11 protein-coding genes are annotated in these 14,454 nt (G+C 72.0%); 8 read left to right on the forward strand and 3 right to left on the reverse strand.

Going from position 1 to position 14,454, the window contains the following annotated elements; genetic code table 11:
* Window positions 1–699: 699 nt before the first annotated feature.
* Window positions 700–1,182 (reverse strand): nuclear transport factor 2 family protein, encoded by a 483-nt coding sequence (locus QT196_RS24315; RefSeq protein WP_168480960.1) that lies wholly within the window; start codon window positions 1,180–1,182, stop codon window positions 700–702.
* A gap of 224 nt (window positions 1,183–1,406) precedes the next feature.
* On the opposite strand from QT196_RS24315, the gene QT196_RS24320 reads away from it, so the two are divergent.
* A complete protein-coding gene (locus QT196_RS24320; protein WP_168480961.1) occupies window positions 1,407–2,042 on the forward strand; it encodes a MerR family transcriptional regulator in 636 nt (211 codons plus the stop codon).
* A gap of 82 nt (window positions 2,043–2,124) precedes the next feature.
* Here QT196_RS24320 and QT196_RS24325 read toward each other — a convergent pair whose 3' ends face one another.
* The gene (locus QT196_RS24325) at window positions 2,125–2,994 is read right to left on the reverse strand and encodes a LysR family transcriptional regulator (protein ID WP_290355677.1); all 870 of its coding nucleotides are present in this window, start codon (window positions 2,992–2,994) and stop codon (window positions 2,125–2,127) included.
* A gap of 186 nt (window positions 2,995–3,180) precedes the next feature.
* Here QT196_RS24325 and QT196_RS24330 point away from each other — a divergent pair, with 186 nt between their 5' ends.
* The 3 genes from QT196_RS24330 (at window position 3,181) to QT196_RS24340 (ending at window position 6,871) form a co-directional block, all read left to right on the forward strand.
* A complete protein-coding gene (locus tag QT196_RS24330) occupies window positions 3,181–4,068 on the forward strand; it encodes an EamA family transporter (RefSeq protein ID WP_248001645.1) in 888 nt (295 codons plus the stop codon).
* 272 nt (window positions 4,069–4,340) lie between these two features.
* A complete protein-coding gene (locus QT196_RS24335) occupies window positions 4,341–5,144 on the forward strand; it encodes a TIGR03084 family metal-binding protein (protein WP_168480963.1) in 804 nt (267 codons plus the stop codon).
* Window positions 5,141–6,871, forward strand: coding sequence for an acyclic terpene utilization AtuA family protein (locus tag QT196_RS24340; RefSeq protein ID WP_266734070.1), 1,731 nt, complete (start codon window positions 5,141–5,143; stop codon window positions 6,869–6,871). The genes QT196_RS24335 and QT196_RS24340 overlap by 4 nt, the downstream gene beginning before the upstream one ends.
* Before the next feature lie 50 nt (window positions 6,872–6,921).
* Here QT196_RS24340 and QT196_RS24345 read toward each other — a convergent pair whose 3' ends face one another.
* Entirely contained in the window at window positions 6,922–8,127 is a 1,206-nt protein-coding gene (locus QT196_RS24345) for a transposase (protein ID WP_266734068.1), read from the reverse strand.
* A 144-nt stretch (window positions 8,128–8,271) separates the two neighbouring features.
* Here QT196_RS24345 and QT196_RS24350 point away from each other — a divergent pair, with 144 nt between their 5' ends.
* The 4 genes from QT196_RS24350 (at window position 8,272) to QT196_RS24365 (ending at window position 14,443) form a co-directional block, all read left to right on the forward strand.
* On the forward strand, window positions 8,272–9,870 hold the full coding sequence (locus QT196_RS24350; protein ID WP_168480966.1) for a carboxyl transferase domain-containing protein: 1,599 nt from the start codon (window positions 8,272–8,274) through the stop codon (window positions 9,868–9,870).
* A gap of 7 nt (window positions 9,871–9,877) precedes the next feature.
* Complete coding sequence (locus QT196_RS24355) at window positions 9,878–11,797, forward strand: biotin carboxylase N-terminal domain-containing protein (RefSeq protein ID WP_290355678.1); 1,920 nt, start codon at window positions 9,878–9,880, stop codon at window positions 11,795–11,797.
* 168 nt (window positions 11,798–11,965) lie between these two features.
* Complete coding sequence (locus QT196_RS24360; protein WP_290355679.1) at window positions 11,966–13,129, forward strand: acyl-CoA dehydrogenase family protein; 1,164 nt, start codon at window positions 11,966–11,968, stop codon at window positions 13,127–13,129.
* 105 nt (window positions 13,130–13,234) lie between these two features.
* A complete protein-coding gene (locus QT196_RS24365; RefSeq protein WP_290355680.1) occupies window positions 13,235–14,443 on the forward strand; it encodes a transposase in 1,209 nt (402 codons plus the stop codon).
* The last annotated feature ends 11 nt before the right edge of the window (window positions 14,444–14,454 follow it).

The following is a 14,454-nucleotide window of genomic DNA, read 5'->3' on the forward strand; positions in this document are numbered from 1 at the left end:
TCGCTCACCCGAGGGAAGACCGGAAGCCATTGTCCGTGCATCCGCGCCCATGAGCCGGACCGCGCGTACAGGGCTATACGTGACGACCGCTGTCCAGGAGTCCAGGCGATCCGGGTCGGGGGCTGGTGGGTGAGCGGCGGGCGGTTCCTCTCGCTGAACCTGATCGCCTGTAGCCCGCACCGGGCGCGACGGGATCTCGCGTGTCCGCTGCGGTAGCCCGGTTCCGAGCTGAGCCGCACTGCGCTGGGCACAAGCCGGAGGGCCGGTTGTGGCAGGAGCGGTGCGCGCCGGGGTGTGTGCACCGGTGTGTGTGGGCTCGTTAGCGGCAGGGTGATGTGCATCCGGCGGTGGATGCCGGGGCGCCGTCGACGGGGTGGGGGCAGGTGGGGCGGGAACACTGACAGTGCGGGGGAGAAGTCAATCGGCGGGCCTGGGCGGGCGGTGCGGGAGGGCGAGGGCAAGGCGTCCGGGCGTCGTGGTGGAGCCGGGGCGTCGTGAGGTTATGGGGGCTGTGGTGCGGAGTTTTGATCTCAAGGCTGAGGCGGAAATGCGGCTGGATTCGGATCGGCGGGCCGAGGAGCTGGCGCGTAAGCGCCGGGAGAAGCCCACGTCCGGCGCGGTCGGCGCTCAGGCGCCCGTTCCGGCTGACGGGCGGTCCCCGGCCGGGGTGTCGGAGGGGGACGACCGTGAACAGTGCAGTTAGTCGGCCGTGGTGAAGGCATGGAGGGTGTCCTCGCCGGTGGTCCACCAGACGCCGAGCCGCTGGCGGGTCAGGCGCCAGCCGTCGGTGTGGCGGGCGTACTCCCAGGCGTAGGGGCCGCCCATGGCGTAGGGCGAGGCGGCCGTTCCGGGACCGGTGACGGCTACGAACCACATGTAGCCGACGCCGGTCGCCCGGTCGCCTCGCACCTCGAAGTCCATGTTGAGGATGTGGTGCTGCATGGTGGCGTACGGCGCCTCGGCCTCGATGACCTTGGCCAGGATCGCCTCGCGGCCGTGAATGTGGTCCCACGGGCCGAACTCCAGCACCGCGTCCTCGGCCCAGCACTCGATCCAGGTGCGCCAGTCCTTGCGGTCCAGCGCCCGCCAGCCGTGGATCATCAGCGCACGCAGGGATTCCTTGTCCTCCAGGCGCTGCAGGCGCCGGGCGAGGGTGTCGTCGTGGGCGGGGGTGGTGGCCATGGGGGCTCCTCGGAGGTGGGGGATGCGGCAACTCTGGGCCGCCGGCGGCCACTTCTCCAGGGCGGGCCGAGGCCGGGTGCCGCACACCCAGGCACGGGGCGGGGGTCGGCGCCCCACACCGCCCGGTGCATCGGTGCCCTGCCCATGAGATGCCCCGTCCCCTCTTGGACGGCGACGCCCTCCATGCTTGGATAGGGCTACTATCCAATGAAGGGTGCAAGAGCATGCGGCTGGCGGAGCTGAGTGAGCGCAGCGGTGTGTCCACCGCCACGATCAAGTACTACCTGCGCGAAGGGCTGCTCCAGCCCGGGCGCCGGGTCTCCGCCACCCAGGCCGAGTACGGGGAGGACCACCTGCGGCGGCTGCGTCTGGTGCGGGCGCTGATCCAGATCGGCGGGGTTCCGGTGGCCGCCGCGCGCGACGTGATCGCTGCCGCGGAGGACGAGTCGCTGGACCACCACCTGCGGCTGGGCGCGGCGACCCGGGCGCTGCCCTGCCTCGAGCGGCCCGCCGAGGACGACCCGGCGGTGGAGACCGCCCGCCGGTCGGTGGCGGCGCTGCTGGAGCGGCTGGGCTGGTCCGCCGGCCGCGGCCCGGACCTGCGCAACCCCGCCCACCGGCGGCTCATCGACTCGGTCGCCGCGCTGGTCCGGCTCGGCTACCCCTGCGACGCCGAGCAGTTGCTGCCGTACGCGCGGCTGGCGGCGCAACTGGCCGTCACCGACCTGGACATGGTCGAGGAGCAGCCGACCCCGACCGGCCAGATCGAGGCGGCCGTCGCGCTGACGGTGCTGTACGAGCCGGTGCTGCTGAGCCTGCGGCGGATGGCCCACGCGGAGGAGTCGGCCCGGAGGTTCTGAGGCGCCGCGGTTCTGAGGCACCGCGGTTCCGAGGCGCGGCGGTTCCGAGGCGCCGCCTCCGCCCCGCCCGCAACGCGGCCCCTCACAGCACCCCGCCGTGCCGCCCCATCACCTCATGCGCCAGCCGGATCAGGTCCGGGATCCGCGGATGCCCCGGTCCGTCGCGCCAGGCGATGACGACGGGGACGGGCGGGGCGTCGGTGAGGGGGACGTAGGCCATGGCGGGGTGGGGGTACATCTCGGCGGTGGCGGAGGTGGTGACGCCGACGGCGCGGCCGCCGGTGATGGCGGCCAGCCAGTCGTCGGTGTTGCCGATGGTGATCGTGGCGGCGGGGCGGGCCGACGGGGGCCACAGGTCGAGAGAGGTGACACCGGAGACGGTGTTGACGGCGATGGTGCGGTCGGCCAGATCCGCGAGGGAGAGGGCGGTGCGGCCGGCCAGCGGGTCGTCGGCGGGCAGACCGGCCACTCTCGGCTCGGTGGTCAGCCGCTCGGTGACCAGGCCCGGCGCGCGGACCTCGCCGCGCAGCAGGGCCGCGTCCACCTCGCCACGGGCGAGACCGGCCGTGCGGTCGTCGATCCGGAGGAGTTCGAGCGGGGTCGCCGGGTGCTCCTCGTGCCAGCGGCGCAGCAGCGCGGTGGTGTCCGTACCGGCGGCCGACCAGGCGTGGCCCAGCCGCAGCGGCCAGGCGGTGTGGTGGGCGTAGCCGAGCGCCCGGTCGAAGGCGGCCACCGCGACCGCGGCCCGGTCGCGGAAGGACAGCCCGTCGGGGGTGAGCGCGAGGTGATGGGTGGAGCGGTCGACGAGATGGACGCCGAGGGCCTGTTCCAGCTGGCGCAGGGTGCGGGAGACGACGGGCTGGGTCAGATGCAGCCGCTCGGCGGCGCGGGTGATGCTCAGGGTGTCGGCGATGGCGAGAAAGCAGCGGAAATGACGCAGCTCGATGCTCATGCGCGCGGAGCATAACAACAGGGGAAAAGGCATTTCACGGACCGGAACGGCGGGCCGTAGCGTGGTGGCGTGAATGCTTCGCCCGAGACCCCCGATGGCGGTACGCCCGCCACCCCCGCCCCTCCCGTCGACACCGCCCCCGCCCGTGACGGGGGGCTTGCGTACCCGATACCGCCCTCGCCCGAGGTGCTGACGGCGGAGGCGCAGGCCGGGAGAGCCGGCGGGGCCGGGGCGCGCGGGCGGATCGGGTCGGTGGCGCTGGTCATCGGCGGGATCGTCTCGCTTCAGTTCGGCTCGTCGGTGGCGGTGCTGCTCTTCCCGCGGGCCGGTGCGCTGGGCGTGGTCACCCTGCGGCTGGTGGTCGCCGCACTGGTGCTGCTGATCGTCTGCCGTCCCAAACTGCGCGGTCATGCGCGGGGCGACTGGGCCACGGTGCTGGCCTTCGGCGTCGCACTGGCCGGGATGAACTCGCTCTTCTACCAGGCCATCGACCGCATTCCGCTGGGCGCTGCGGTCACCCTGGAGTTCCTCGGACCGCTGATCCTGTCGGTGGCGACCTCCCGCAGGCTGCTGAGCCTGGTGTGGGCGGCGCTAGCCCTGGGCGGCGTGGTGCTGCTGGGACGCGAGGGGCTCGACGGGCTCAACCTCACCGGGGCGGCGTTCGCGCTGGCGGCCGGCGGGCTGTGGGCCGCCTACATCCTGCTCTCCGCCCGTACGGGACAGCGCTTCCCGCAGGCCGACGGCCTGGCCCTGGCGATGACGGTCGCGGCGCTGCTCAGCCTGCCGTTCGGCATCGTCAGCGCGGGCTCCGCCCTGATCGACCCGGTCACCCTGGGGCTGGGTGCCGCGGTCGCCCTGATGTCGTCCGTCCTGCCCTACACCCTGGAACTGCTCGCCCTGCGCAAGCTGCCGGCCGCCGGTTTCGCGGTGATGATGAGCCTGGAGCCGGCCGCCGCGGCCACCGCCGGATTCCTCGTCCTGCACCAGGCCCTGGGCTGGGCCGAGGTGCTGGCGATCGGGCTGGTCGTGCTGGCGAGCGTGGGGGCCGTTCGGAACGCGGGGGCTCACAGCTGAACCAGGGGGCGGCCCGCGGCGGCCCCTTGGGCCGCCGCCCCGCCCCCTGCCGCACGCCTCCCGCGCGCCGCTTCGGGGTCATGTGCACCGTCAGGACCCTTCAGCCGATGGCAGCCGGCCACCCTCGCGCAGTTCGCGCCCTCGCAGGAAAAAATCATGCAGGCGTGCTTGATTGTTTCTGTCGGCGCTGCCACGCTCGGACCCGTACCGCACCAACGCCTGTCAACCCGCCCTGGCCGTAGGCCACATGGGGCCGATGAGGGGAGTGCCGCGTGTCCGATCCCGGCGCCGTACTGGCCGATCTCAGGGCGGAGAGTGAGGAGCTGGACGCGCTGGTCGCGGGACTGTCGGCCGACGCCTGGGCGGCCCCGACGCCCGCCGAGGGCTGGACGGTCGCCCACCAGATCGCTCACCTGGCCTGGACCGACCGGCAGGCGCTGCTCTCGGCCACCGACCCGGAGGGGTTCGTGCGCGCCGCGCAGGAAGCCCTCGCCTCGCCGCTGACCTTCGTCGACGAGGCCGCCGAGGCCGGGGCGCGGACGCCTCCGGCGGAGCTGCTCGCGGACTGGCGGACCGGCCGTGAGGAGCTGCTGCGGGCGCTCAGGGAGCGGCCGGCCGGGGAGAAACTGCCCTGGTACGGCCCGCCGATGAGCATGGCCTCGATGGCCACCGCGCGGCTGATGGAAACCTGGGCGCACGGACAGGACATCGCCGACGCGCTGGGTGCCGTCCGGCCGCCCACCGCCCGGCTGCGGCATATCGCCCGGATCGGGGTACGGACCCGCAACTTCGCCTATGCGACGCATCAACTCACCCCACCCGAGGAGGAGTTCCGCGTCGAGCTGCGGGCACCCGACGGCACGGTGTGGGAGTACGGACCGCCGGAGGCCGCCCAGCGGGTGACCGGTACGGCGCTGGAATTCTGCCTGCTGGTGACCCAGCGGGCGCACCGCGCCGATCTGCCGTCCGTACGGGCCGAGGGGGCGGACGCGGCGCGCTGGCTGGAGATCGCGCAGGCCTTCGCGGGCCCGCCGGGCAAGGGGCGGGAGCCCTCCGGGAAAGCCGCCACCTCATGAGCGACGGCGGCGCGATACGCCCCATAGGCGCCGACCCCGCCGTCCTCCGCGTCGGCAACGCATCCGGCTTCTACGGCGACCGCTTCGACGCACTGCGCGAGATGCTCACCGGCGGCCCGCTGGACGTACTGACCGGCGACTATCTCGCCGAGCTGACCATGCTGATCCTCGGCCGGGACCGGCTGAAGGACCCCACCCGCGGCTATGCCAGGACCTTTCTGCGGCAGCTGGAGGACGGGCTCGGGCTGGCCGTCGAGCGCGGGGTGCGGATCGTCGCCAACGCGGGCGGGCTGAACCCGGCCGGACTCGCCGACGCCGTACGGGAGCTGGCGGACAAGGTGGGGGTGCCCGTACGGGTGGCGCATGTGGAAGGCGATGATCTGCTGGCGCGCGGGGGGTGGGGCGAGGGGGTGCTGACCGCCAACGCCTACCTGGGCGGCGGGGGGATCGCCGCCTGTCTGCGGGCCGGTGCCGACGTGGTGGTGACCGGGCGGGTCACCGACGCCGCGCTGGTCAGCGGCGCGGCCCAGGCGCACTTCGGCTGGCGGCCGCAGGATCTGGACCAGCTGGCCGGGGCGGTGGCCGCCGGACACGTCCTGGAATGCGGCACCCAGGCCACTGGCGGCAACTACTCCTTCTTCGACGCCCATGACCTGCTGCGGCCCGGCTTCCCGCTCGCCGAGATCGCCGCCGACGGCAGCGCGGTGATCACCAAACACCCCGGCACCGGCGGCGCGGTCACCCCCGGCACCGTCACCGCCCAGCTGCTGTACGAGACGGCCGGGGCCCGCTACGCCGGGCCGGACGTGACGGCCCGGCTGGACACCGTACGGCTGACGGAGGAGGCGCCGGACCGGGTCCGGATCGACGGGGTGCGGGGCGAGGCGCCGCCGCCGACCCTCAAGACCGGGCTGACCCGCCTCGGCGGCTGGCGCAACGAGGTCACCTTCGTCCTGACCGGGCTGGACGTTCCGATGAAGGCCGCGCTGGTCCGCCGGCAGATGGAGGCGGCCCTCGACGCGGCGGAGCACCGCCCGGCCGAGGTGCGCTGGACGCTGGCCCGCACCGACCGGGACGACGCGGCGGTCCAGGAGGAGGCGAGCGCACTGCTGCGCCTGGTGGTGCGGGACCCCGACCAGGACGCCGTCGGGCGGGCGGTCAGCGGCGCCGCGGTCGAGCTGGCGCTGGCCAGCTACCCCGGCTTCCATGTCACCGCGCCACCCGGTAAGGGCACCCCGTACGGGGTCTTCGAGGCGGTGGCGGTGGACGCGGCCGAGGTGCCGCATCGCGCCGTGCTGCCGGACGGCACCCGCATCAGCGCCCAACCGGCGCCCGTCACACAGGAGTTGGTGCGGCTGCCCGACCCGCCGCTCCCCGAGCCGCTGCCCGCCGGGGCCACCCGGCGCGGGCCGCTCGGCCTGGTAGCCGGAGCCCGTAGTGGTGACAAGGGCGGCTCGGCGAACGTCGGGGTGTGGGCCCGCACCGACCGGGCCTGGCGCTGGCTGGCACACGAGCTGACCGTCGAGCGGTTCCGGGAGCTGCTCCCCGAGACCGCCGACCTGCCGGTCGACCGGCACGTACTGCCGAATCTGCGCGCGCTCAACTTCGTCGTCGACGGGCTGCTCGGCGAGGGCGTCGCCGCGCAGTCCCGGTTCGATCCCCAGGCCAAGGCCGTGGGGGAGTGGCTGCGTTCGCGGCACATGGAGATACCGGAGGTGTTGTGTTGACTCCTCCCCCTAGTAAACGAGGGGGATTCCTAGCTCACTTCGCCTGATACCTAGCAGGTGGCAGGGCTTACAAGATCGGCACTAGCCGGGTTGAGGCCAGCCCGGACGAGCATCACGCAGGCGGAGTTCTTGTCCCTGGGGGACACCGCTCCGCACGCGGTGCACGTATACGTTCTCTCGGAGAGGGGGAGTGCGTGCTTGGCTCTCGCTCCGCACCGTGCGCAGTCCATGGTGGTGTGCGCGGGGTGGACCAGGTGCACGGCACGGCCGTGCTTGCGGCCCATCTCGATCAGCGCCGCCTTCGTCGCGCCGATCGCGGCGTCAGCTGCCTTACGGGCCATCGTGGTCTTGGCGAGGAACTTCGGGCGGAAGTCCTCCACCGCGATGTGGTCGAAGTCGCGGACGATCGTCTTGGCCCACTTGCGTCCCGTGTCCTGCCGCTGCCGGGCGATCTTCTTGGACACCTTCGCCGCCGCCTTGCGAGCCTTGCGATACCCGGCGGTGTCGGGCTGGTTCTTCGGGGTACTCCTGCGGGCCATCATCCGCTGGTAGCGGGCCAGCTTCGCGGCAGCCGTCTTCCCGTGCTGGGCGTGCGGGAGGTCGTGGTGGTCACTGGTGGTGGTGGCGGTTTCCCTCACGCCCCAGTCCACGCCGATCACCGCACCGGCCTGGGGCAGCAGCTCGGCGGGCACGGTCGCCACGAAGGAGGCGTGCCAGTGGCCCAGGCTGTCGCGGTACACGCGGACCGAGGTGGGGTCGGACGGCAGATCGCGGGACCACACCACGGTCAGCACAATGCCGCTGGCCAGGTGCAGGCGACCGTCCTTGAGGCGGAACCCGCGCCGCGTGTAGTTCAGCGTCGCCAGCGCGTCCCGCTTCCGCTTGATGCGGGGCATCCCGGCCCGCTGCCGGATGGGCAACCGGGCCTTGATGTCCTTCAGCGCCTTGGCACGGGACTTCGCGAAGTCCCGTATGACCTGTTGCTGAGAAACCGAAGCGCCTTCACGCAGCCACGCCATCGACTGCCGGGCCTCCGTCAGCATCTTGTCGAGCTGCGCCGGGCCGCACCCCGCCTTCTCGCCCGTGGCCTTGTTGCGGGCATGGACCTTGCGGGACATCGCCACGCACTCGTTCCACACCCATCGGCACCGCGCCCACTCCGCTTCGAGACCGGTACGGGCCGTGGACGACACACGCAAGCGGAAGGTGTACCGGGCGTGCCCGGACCCCTCAGCCCATCCCTGTGCCGTCGCCATGATCGAGACCTTAACCCCGCCCACTGACAATCAAAGGAAGTGCAGGTCAGAACACATGTGCAGAGAACTCCGCCGCTGCCCGGCCCCGGCGCAAGGCCCCGCCCTTCCCCGCCCTGAAGCACCGAGCCCCCTGGGAGAAATCAGGTGACCGTGCTCGGAACCGGGCTCGACCCGTCGGGCGCCGAGTACGCGGAGCGTCGTACGGCGATGCTCGCGAAGCTGGCGGAGATCGAGGAGGCGCACGCCAAGGCGACCGAGGGCGGCGGGGAGAAGTACGTCGCCCGGCACCGCAAGCGCGGCAAACTGCTCGCCCGGGAGCGGATCGAGCTGCTCCTCGACCCCGACACCCCGTTCCTGGAGCTGTCGCCGCTCGCGGCCTGGGGCAGCGACTACCAGGTCGGCGCCTCGCTGGTCACCGGTATCGGGACCGTCGAGGGCGTGGAGTGCCTGATCACCGCCAACGACCCGACGGTGCGCGGCGGCGCCAGCAACCCCTGGACGCTGAAGAAGTCTCTGCGGGCTCACGAGATCGCCTTCGCCAACCGCCTCCCGGTGATCTCGCTGGTGGAGTCCGGCGGCGCCGATCTGCCCAGCCAGAAGGAGATCTTCATCCCGGGCGGGGCGCTGTTCAAGGACCTCACCCGGCTGTCCGCGGCCGGCATCCCGACCGTCGCCGTGGTGTTCGGCAACTCGACCGCGGGCGGTGCGTACGTCCCCGGCATGTCCGACCACGTGATCATGGTCAAGGAGCGCGCCAAGGTGTTCCTGGGCGGCCCGCCGCTGGTGAAGATGGCGACCGGCGAGGAGAGCGACGACGAGTCGCTGGGCGGCGCCGAGATGCACGCCCGCACCTCCGGGCTCGCGGACCACTTCGCGGTCGACGAGCCGGACGCGCTGCGCCAGGCCCGGCGGGTGGTCGCCCGCCTCAACCACCGCAAGGCGCACCCCGACCCGGGCCCGGCCGCCCCGCCCAAGTACGACGAGGACGAGCTGCTCGGCATCGTGCCCGGCGACCTCAAGGCCCCGTTCGACCCCCGCGAGGTCATCGCGCGGATCGTGGACGGCTCGGACTTCGACGAGTTCAAGCCGCTCTACGGGCCGAGCCTGACCACCGGCTGGGCCGCGCTGCACGGCTACCCCGTCGGCATCCTCGCCAACGCCCAGGGCGTGCTCTTCAGCGAGGAGTCCCAGAAGGCCGCCCAGTTCATCCAGTTGGCGAACCAGCGCGACATCCCCCTCCTCTTCCTCCACAACACCACCGGCTACATGGTCGGCAAGGAGTACGAGCAGGGCGGCATCATCAAACACGGCGCGATGATGATCAACGCGGTATCGAACTCGAAGGTCCCACATCTCTCCGTCCTGATGGGCGCCTCCTACGGCGCCGGCCACTACGGCATGTGCGGCCGCGCCTACGACCCCCGCTTCCTCTTCGCCTGGCCGAGCGCCAAGTCCGCCGTCATGGGACCGCAGCAGCTCGCCGGGGTGCTCTCGATCGTCGCCCGCGCGTCGGCCGCCGCCAAGGGGCAGCCGTACGACGACGAGGCGGACGCCGGGCTGCGCGCGATGGTCGAGCAGCAGATCGAGTCGGAGTCGCTGCCGATGTTCCTGTCCGGGCGGCTCTACGACGACGGCGTCATCGACCCACGCGACACCCGAACCGTCCTCGGCCTGTGCCTGTCCGCCCTCCACACCGCCCCGGTCGAGGGCGCACGGGGCGGCTTCGGCGTCTTCCGGATGTGAGGCAGAAGTGATCCGTTCCGTACTCGTCGCCAACCGCGGCGAAATAGCCCGGCGGGTCTTCCGCACCTGCCGTGAGCTGGGCATCTCCACCATCGCCGTGCACTCCGACGCGGACGCCGGCGCCCCGCACGTCCGGGAGGCGGACACCGCCGTACGGCTCCCCGGTGACGCCCCGGCCGACACCTACCTGCGCGCCGACCTGCTGGTGCGGGCCGCACAGGCCGCGGGCGCCGACGCCATCCACCCCGGCTACGGCTTCCTCTCCGAGAACGCCGGCTTCGCCACCGCGGTGACCGACGCGGGCCTGGCCTGGATCGGGCCGCCCCCCGCCGCCATCGAGGCCATGGCCTCCAAGACCCGGGCCAAGGAACTGATGGCCGACGCCGGGGTGCCGCTGCTGGCCCCCGTCGACCCCGGCCAGGTCACCGCGGCCGAGCTGCCGCTGCTGGTGAAGGCGGCGGCGGGCGGCGGCGGCCGCGGAATGCGCGTCGTCACCGAACTGGACGCCCTGGAAGGCGAGTTGAAGGCTGCCGCGGCCGAGGCGGCAGCCGCCTTCGGGGACGGCGAGGTCTTCGTCGAGCCCTATGTCGTCGGCGGCCGCCACGTCGAGGTGCAGATCCTCGCCGACGGCCACGGCACGGTCTGGACCCTCGGCACCCGCGACTGCTCCCTCCAGCGCCGCCACCAGAAGGTCATCGAAGAGGCCCCGGCCCCCGGCCTGTCCGAGGAGCTGCGGACAACCCTGCACGACGCCGCCGAGCGCGCCGCCCGCGCCATCGGGTACCGGGGCGCGGGCACCGTCGAGTTCCTGGTGGACCGCACCGGCCGGGCGTACTTCCTGGAGATGAACACCCGCCTCCAGGTCGAACACCCCGTCACCGAGGCCGTCTACCGCCTCGACCTGGTCGCCCTCCAGCTGAGCATCGCCGAGGGCCGCCCCCTCGAAGCCGCCCCGCCCCACCCACACGGGCACGCCGTGGAAGCGCGGCTCTACGCGGAGGACCCGTCGGCCGGCTGGCAGCCGCAGACCGGCACCCTGCACCGGCTGGCGCTGCCCGACGGCGTCCGGCTGGACTCCGGCGTGACCGACGGCGACACCATCGGCGTCCACTACGACCCGATGCTGGCCAAGGCCATCGCCTGGGCACCGAGCCGCGACGAGGCCGTACGCAAGCTGGCGGGCGCCCTGGAACGGGCCCGCATCCACGGCCCCGTCACCAACCGCGACCTGCTCGTACGCTCCCTGCGCCACCCGGAGTTCACCGACCCCGGCACCCTGGACACCGGCTTCTACGACCGCCACCTCACCGAACTCACCACGCACGACGCCGACGGCGCCCCGGTCTTCGCCCTCGCCGCGGCCCTCGCCGACTCCCACGGCCGCTCCCGCTTCGGCGGCTTCCGCAACGTCCCCTCCGGCCCCCAGACCAAGACCTACACCGGCGCGGGCACCGAGCACACCATCCGCTACCGCCTCGGCCGCGACGGCCTGCGGGCCGAGGACTTCCCCGGCGTACGGCTGCTCACCCTCGGCCCCGACGAGGTGGTCCTCGAAGTCGACGGTCTACGCCGCCAGTTCACGGTCTCCCGCTACGGCGACCGCATCCATGTCGACGCCCCACCCGCCCCGGGCGCACCCACCGCCCCCACCTCCCACACCTTCACCGCCCTGCCCCGCTTCCCCGACCCCACCGCCCGCACCGAACCCGGCTCCCTCCTGGCCCCCATGCCCGGCACCGTCGTACGGATCGCCGAGGGCCTCACCGAGGGCGACCGGGTGCAGGCCGGCCAGCCCCTGCTGTGGCTGGAGGCCATGAAGATGGAACACAAAATCACCGCCCCCGCCCCCGGCACCCTCACCACCCTCCCCATCACCCCAGGCCAACAGGTAGAGCTGGGCACCCTCCTGGCCGTCGTCACGGACTGACCACAACGGACCCGGTTTTGTCACCCCTCCCCCCACCGAGGTGGAGCCCGCCACGACACCGCCCGCCCCCACACACCCGGGCCCCACCCCAAAGCCCCCCCACCGCCGAAGGCGGGAAACGGCGCCGCACAAGACAACGCACCGCAACCGACGACACGAGGAGACCCCATGGGCACCCCCACGATCGAGTCCGAGGAACACCGCACCCTGCGCAAAGCGGTCGCCGCCCTCGGCAGCCGCTACGGCCGGGAGTACTTCGCCCGCGTCGTGGCGGAGGGCGCGCACACCGACGACCTCTGGTCGGAGGCCGCACGGCTCGGCTACCTCGGCGTCAACCTCCCCGAGGAGCACGGCGGCGGAGGCGGCGGCATCGTCGAACTCTCCATAGTCCTGGAGGAGTTGGGCGCCGCGGGCTGCCCCCTGCTCATGATGGTCGTCTCGCCCGCCATCTGCGGCACGGTCATCGCCCGCTTCGGCACCGAGAAGCAGAAGCGGACCTGGCTCCCGGGCCTCGCCGACGGCTCCCGCAAGATGGCCTTCGGCATCACCGAACCCGACGCCGGCTCCAACTCGCACCGCATCACGACCACCGCCCGCAAGGACGGCGAGGACTGGGTCCTCAACGGCCGCAAGGTCTTCATCTCGGGCGTCGACATCGCCGACGCGACCCTGATCGTCGGCCGCACCGAGGACGCCCGGACCGGCCGCCTCAAGCCCTGCCTGTTCATCGTGCCGCGCGACACCCCCGGTTTCGGCCGCAGCCCGATCGCGATGGAACTGTCCGCCCCGGAGAAGCAGTTCGAGCTGACCCTGGACGAGGTGCGGCTGCCCGCGGACGCGCTGGTCGGCGACGAGGACGCCGGACTGCTCCAGCTGTTCGCCGGGCTCAACCCGGAGCGGATCATGACCGCCGCCTTCGCCCTCGGCATGGGCCGCTACGCGCTGGGCCGGGCCGTCGACTACGCCGGTACCCGCCAGGTGTGGAAGGAGCCCATCGGCGCCCACCAGGCCGTCGCCCACCCGCTCGCGCAGGCCCATATCGAGCTGGAGCTGGCCCGGCTGATGATGCAGAAGGCGGCCCATCTCTATGACGCGGGCGACGATCTGGCCGCGGGCGAGGCCGCCAACATGGCCAAGTACGCGGCGGCCGAGGCCGCGGTGCACGCCGTCGACCAGGCCGTCCACACTCTCGGCGGCAACGGCCTCACCAAGGAGTACGGCCTCGGCTCGATGATCACCGCCGCCCGGGTGGCGCGGATCGCGCCGGTCAGCCGCGAGATGATCCTCAACTTTGTCTCGCACCAGTCCCTGGGGCTGCCCAAGTCGTACTGAGGGCGGGACTGCGCTTGTCAAGGAAGCGGAGTCGTTTGCGGAGCCTGCTGCGTTGTCAGTGGTTCGCGCTAGCGTGGTCGCATCATTGTGGGAGGAGGTCTTTCCATGCTGTCGGGCCGCAGGTACCGGCTTGAACTGACGGCTGAACAGTCCAAGCAGTGCCAAGAGTTCGGTGACATCTGTCGCGCCGTGTGGAACACCGGCCTCGAACAGCGCAGGGAGTACCGTCGGCGCGGCGTGTGGATGGACTATGTACCGCAGACTGCTGAACTCGCTGAGGCCAAGCTCGACCATCCGTGGTTGAAGACCGCGCCTGCACAAGTGCTCCAGCAGACTCTCCGGGACTTGGACCGTGCGTGCCGTGAACACGGCACGTTCAGTGTCCGGTGGCGTTCGAAGATGCGGTGGTCTCCGTCTTTCCGGTTCCCGGCCGGGAAGAGCATTGCGGTGGAACGGCTGGGCCGCAAGTGGGGGCGTGTCAAGCTTCTCAAGCTGGGCTGGGTCCGGTTCCGCTGGTCTCGTCCTCTTGGCGGTGAGATCCGTTCGGCGACTGTCAGCCGGAAGGGCGGACAGTGGTTTGTGTCCTTTCTCGTGGACGAAGGGCGCGAGGCGCCGCAGAAGCATGCGCTGCCGGACACCGCTGTCGGCATCGATCGGGGCGTGACGGTGGCGGCCGTCACCAGCGATGGAACCTTCCACGACCGGCAGTTCATCGCTCCTGGCGAGACGGTGCGATACCGCAGGTTGCAGCAGAAGCTGGCGCGGCAGAAGAAGGGTTCTACGAACCGTCGCAAGACTGTTGCGGCGTTGGGCCGGATCGCGGGCAGGGCTGCCGATCGGCGCACTGACTTTTGCGCCTACACCGCGAATCGCATCACAGCCCGCAAGGCTCTTGTGGTCCTCGAAGACCTGCGTACCCGGAACATGACCGCTAGCGCGTCGGGATCACTTGACCAGCCGGGCCGTAACGTCCGGCAGAAAGCCGGACTCAACCGAGCGATCCTCGACAAGGGCTGGCACAAGTTCGAACGAGCCTTACGCAACGCCGCTCGCCACACGGGCAGCCAGATTCTTCTCGTCAACGCCGCCTACACCTCGCAGACGTGTAACCGGTGCGGGCATGTGGATGCGAAGAGCCGCAAGAGCCAAGCGGCCTTCGAGTGCACCGCCTGCGGACACCGGGACCACGCTGATGTGAACGCGGCCAAGAATCAAAGGGACGCGGGGCTCGCGTTTCCAGCCTGTGGAGACCTCGGCACCAGCCGGTCCCCGAAGCAGGAACCTGTAAGCCGGGCGACCGGCCGAAACCCCTGAGAAGGGGAATC

Origin of the sequence: Streptomyces sp. P9-2B-2 (assembly GCF_030406865.1) — a bacterium.
GTDB classification, from domain to species: Bacteria; Actinomycetota; Actinomycetes; order Streptomycetales; family Streptomycetaceae; genus Streptomyces; species Streptomyces platensis.